At 63.4% G+C, this 4,020-nt stretch carries 5 protein-coding genes; all 5 read left to right on the forward strand.

Annotated features, from left to right (window positions below; all coding sequences use genetic code 11):
• Window positions 1-612, forward strand: a 612-nt coding sequence (locus tag QOH60_RS00775) for a WS/DGAT domain-containing protein (RefSeq protein ID WP_526416077.1), incomplete at its 5' end; no start/stop codon positions are given.
• A gap of 84 nt (window positions 613-696) precedes the next feature.
• On the forward strand, window positions 697-1,026 hold the full coding sequence (locus QOH60_RS00780) for a hypothetical protein (protein WP_526416079.1): 330 nt from the start codon (window positions 697-699) through the stop codon (window positions 1,024-1,026).
• Window positions 1,027-1,035: 9 nt separating this feature from the next.
• The gene (locus tag QOH60_RS00785) at window positions 1,036-2,682 is read left to right on the forward strand and encodes an alpha/beta hydrolase (protein WP_526416081.1); all 1,647 of its coding nucleotides are present in this window, start codon (window positions 1,036-1,038) and stop codon (window positions 2,680-2,682) included.
• A gap of 11 nt (window positions 2,683-2,693) precedes the next feature.
• Window positions 2,694-3,239, forward strand: a complete 546-nt coding sequence (locus QOH60_RS00790) for an LppA family lipoprotein (protein WP_526416085.1) — start codon at window positions 2,694-2,696, stop codon at window positions 3,237-3,239.
• Between the two features lie 155 nt (window positions 3,240-3,394).
• Window positions 3,395-4,020 (forward strand): magnesium transporter MgtE N-terminal domain-containing protein (locus tag QOH60_RS00795; protein ID WP_526416083.1); only part of this gene is annotated, 626 nt, incomplete at its 3' end.

Raw genomic sequence — 4,020 nt, forward strand, 5'->3', positions numbered from 1 at the left:
GTCACGGTCAACGACGTGGTGATGGCGTTGTGCGCGTCGGTGCTGCGGTGGTTCTTGAGCGATCACGCCGAGCTGCCCGCCCGGTCGCTGGTGGCGATGGTGCCGGTGTCGGTGCATGAGAAGTCCGACCGTCCGGGCCACAACCAGTTGACGGGAATGTTCTGCAGCCTGGAGACGCAGATCGCTGACCCCGCGGACCGGCTACGGGCGATCGCCCAAGCAGACGCCGCTGCCAAGAACCACAGTTCGGTCATCAGTCCCACGCTGTTGCAGGACTGGGCGCAACTGGCGGCGCGGGCGGTGTTCGGTGGCGTTTTTCGGATCGTCGCCGACTCGCCGCTGATCGGTCATCCCGTCCATAACCTGATCGTGTCGAATGTGCCGGGGCCGCAAGCACAGCTGTACTTCTTGGGGTGTGAAGTCGAGGCGATGTATCCGCTGGGCCCGCTGTTCCACGGCTGCGGGTTGAACGTCACGGCGATGTCGCTGAACGGCAAGCTGAATGTCGGCGTCATGTCGTGCCCGGACCTGTTGCCAGACCTGTGGCGGCTGGTCGACGACTTCGATGTTGCGCTCGAGGAGTTGCTCGATTGCGCGGGTCAGGCGAGGTGACGCTGCGGAAATGGCGTCATTTGTAGCGTCTGCCAGCGGCTATCATGGCAGGTGACTTGTTTGCTCGGCACGAGAGGAGAGGTCGTGTCTGAAGGCGTCAGGGTTACGCCAGAGGATCTGCACTTATCAGCTGCCACCGTTGATGTGCACGCCGACAGCATGCAGGCCCGCCACTTCGAGGCGGATGGCCGCATGGACGCGGCCCAACCCGGTTTGCCGGTCGGGTCGGCCACGGCGTTGAGCGGAGCCGTAGCCAAGTGGCAAGCGGACACATCGGCCATGTTTGGCCGCATGATCGACCATTCGGACGGGCTGCGGACTGGCGCTGCGGCATACCTACAGGCGGATGACGACAGCGCCACCGACATCAAGCGGGCAGAGCAAGCCGTAAGCGACCTCGATCTCGGGCTGTAGCGCATCACCGTGACAGTTTCTGTTGCCGATATTGATCGCTGGGATGCGGGCGACGTTCGCGAGGTCTTCCACGCCACTCGTAGTCGCGCAGAAGCAGCCCAGGCAGCTGCCAATGGAATCGCTCAACTTCCCGCCTTTGATACGTGGGGCGGGGATGCGTCCCGAGCCGCCAAGGAATCCATCGGCCAGACGCGCAAAGACCTGGACGCTCATGGCAACGAAGCACTTGCGGTCGCCAGGGCGGCCGACCGAGCGGCAGACGACATCGAGGCACTGAAAGGCAAGCTGGCCAATTTGCGAGATCGCGCCCGTCAGCTCGGGATGGAACTCAATGCGGCATCCAATACCTTTGTCCCCGCCGCCGGTTCGAACATCACGGAAGCCGATGCGGCCCTGGCTGAAGCAGAACTGCAGCCACAGCTGACCGCGCTTCTGGCCGAGGCAGCCGCGATCGACGACGAGTTGGCGCGGGCCATCAACATGGCGACCGGCAAGACACCCATTCCGCAGACGGGTCCGCCCGTTGGAGCCGAGGGTTTAACGCCGACTCAGATCGGCAGTGACGCCAACGAAGCGCGGCTGGATCAAGAGCGAGCCAGTGCGCAGACGAAGGTCGATCAGTTGCAGCATCAGATCGACGAGCTGGCCCGACAGACGTATACGACGGGAGACCACAGTGCTGCGTCGCTCGATCGACTCAACCAGCTGAAGGCCCAACTCGACGGCGCCAAAACACATCTCGGCGAACTGAACGCGGTCCATGACGCGCTCGGGAAAGCGCCGGAGACCTATTTGACGGCGTTCGATCCGCGAACAGGCACCGGAAAGCAGGTGCTGGCAGCGGTTGCGGTCGGCAATCCCGATACGGCGCGCAACGTCTCGGTCACGGTTCCTGGTATCGGCTCGACAACCAAGGACACGTTGCCCGGCATGGTCACCGAGGCGCAGAACCTTCAGCTTGAAGCGCAGCGTCAGCTGAGGAACGCCGGCCTGCCCGGTTCCGCAGCGACGATCGCCTGGATGGGCTACGACCCGCCGCCCAACCCGTTGAACACGCTCAGCCCCGCGGATGCATTGGCCACAGTGGGTGACGGGCAGGCACGAGGAGGGGCTGACAGCTTGTCGTCGTATCTCGAAGGGGTCCGCGCCAATAATGCCAACGGCCACATAACCTTGCTCGGACATTCGTACGGCTCGCTGACGTCGTCATTGGCCTTGCAAGAACTCAATGCCCAAGGGCTGCATCCCGTGAACGATGTCGTGTTTTACGGTTCACCGGGCCTGGAGCTGACGAGTCCCGACCAATTGGGCCTCGGCGCAGGGCATGCTTATGTGATGCGCGGTATGGACGATCCGATCGCAAATGCCGTGGCGGAGCTGGCCCCGGTCCACGGATGGGGCGCTAACCCGTACGACGGAATGTTCCCCGAGCTATCGGCGCAAGCCGGGGCCGACCCGGGCGGTGTCGTCCGAGAGGGCGTCCAGGCCCACGCGGATTACGCCCGGCTTGGAAGCGATAACCAGCTACGAATGTCCGGCTATAACTTGGCTGCAGTCATGGCCGGGTTGCCGGGCAATGAGCTCCTTGCACCACCACCGCCGCCGCCCATAGCACCACCGCAGCCCCCACTGATACCGGGGGTTCCTTTCCGATGACGCTACGAAAGATGGCTGGGTGCTTGGTATTCGGTCTCATCTGCATGGCGAGCGTCAGCGGTTGCGGCGCATCGACGAGTACGGGAGGGACGGATACCAGCGTGACTACAGCTGACCCGGCGCGGGTTGAACAGACGCTGCGATCCAGACCATCCCTGGAAGCCGCGCAAACGGAATACCAAGCGGCGGTTCAAGATATGGCCAAGGGCATCGCGGCTCTGACGCCCGGCACGACATGGAACATCGAACAGAACACCTGGGTAGGCTGCGGTGGCGAATATGCTAAGACGAAGGCCAAGCAGGCGTACATCATGGCCGTTTTCAGCGGCCCGATTCCTGACGCCGTGTGGCCGCAGGCGCTACAGATAGCGAAAGACGGTGCCGCGCAAAAGGGAGCAACGAAGTTCGGAACCTTCAAGGACAACCCCGGCGATCACGACGTCTACATCGCCGGGCCTGACGGTATCGAATTCAGGTTGGGGACACAGAAGGCGTCGACGCTTACGGCCAAGTCAGACTGTCGACTGAGTCAGGCGGACGCAGAGCCGCCCAGCTAGATTTGGCTCGAGGAGTTGCTCGAATGCGCGGGTCGGGCGGCCGGCTCTTAGCAAGCTCGGCGCAACGCCCACGTGAATTACCCATTTCCCGTTAGGCTGCAACCGACGTTTGCCCGTGGCGACGCAATTCGTGACGTCCTCGAACGGAGTGTTATGTGAATACCACCGAGGTTGCCCGCGGAACCGCGATCAGCGTGCGCAAAGCGATCGCGACGAACACACCGAAAGCCGTCAAGCTGTGGGTCGACGCAGTGGACGACCCAACCGAGCGCGCCCGTCAGCTGGCGCGGCTGTCCCCAACCGACCTGCGCCGCCTTGGCGAGCTGCTCGACACGCAGACCGCCGCCAAACTGATCCACAGCGTCGATGTGGCGCTTGCCGCCAAAATGCTTAAGGCGCTGCCGAATTCGCGGGTCGATGAACTGCTCGCCGCGATCAACTCCCACCGTGCCGCCATGATTCTGCGACACGTTGACCGCGCGACCAGGGAAGCCCTGCTCACTGCGATGCCGCTTGAACGGGCGAACGTACTGCGCGGTGTACTGTCCTGGCCCGCTGATTCGGTCGCGGCACACATCCTGCCCGAGACGCTTACGGTCGGCCCGGAGGTGACGGCGGCGCAGGCTATAGACGAAATCCGCAATCAGGTTATGACGCGGGGCGACGATCCCCATCCCGGCTCCTACCTGTACGTGTGCGGACCCGAACAGCATCTGATCGGCATGGTGCGGTTCCGCAGCCTTGTGCTCGCCCCGGCCGATCAGATGGTCACCGAACTGGT

The organism is Mycobacterium sp. (assembly GCF_032159765.1).
Lineage (GTDB): Bacteria > Actinomycetota > Actinomycetes > Mycobacteriales > Mycobacteriaceae > Mycobacterium.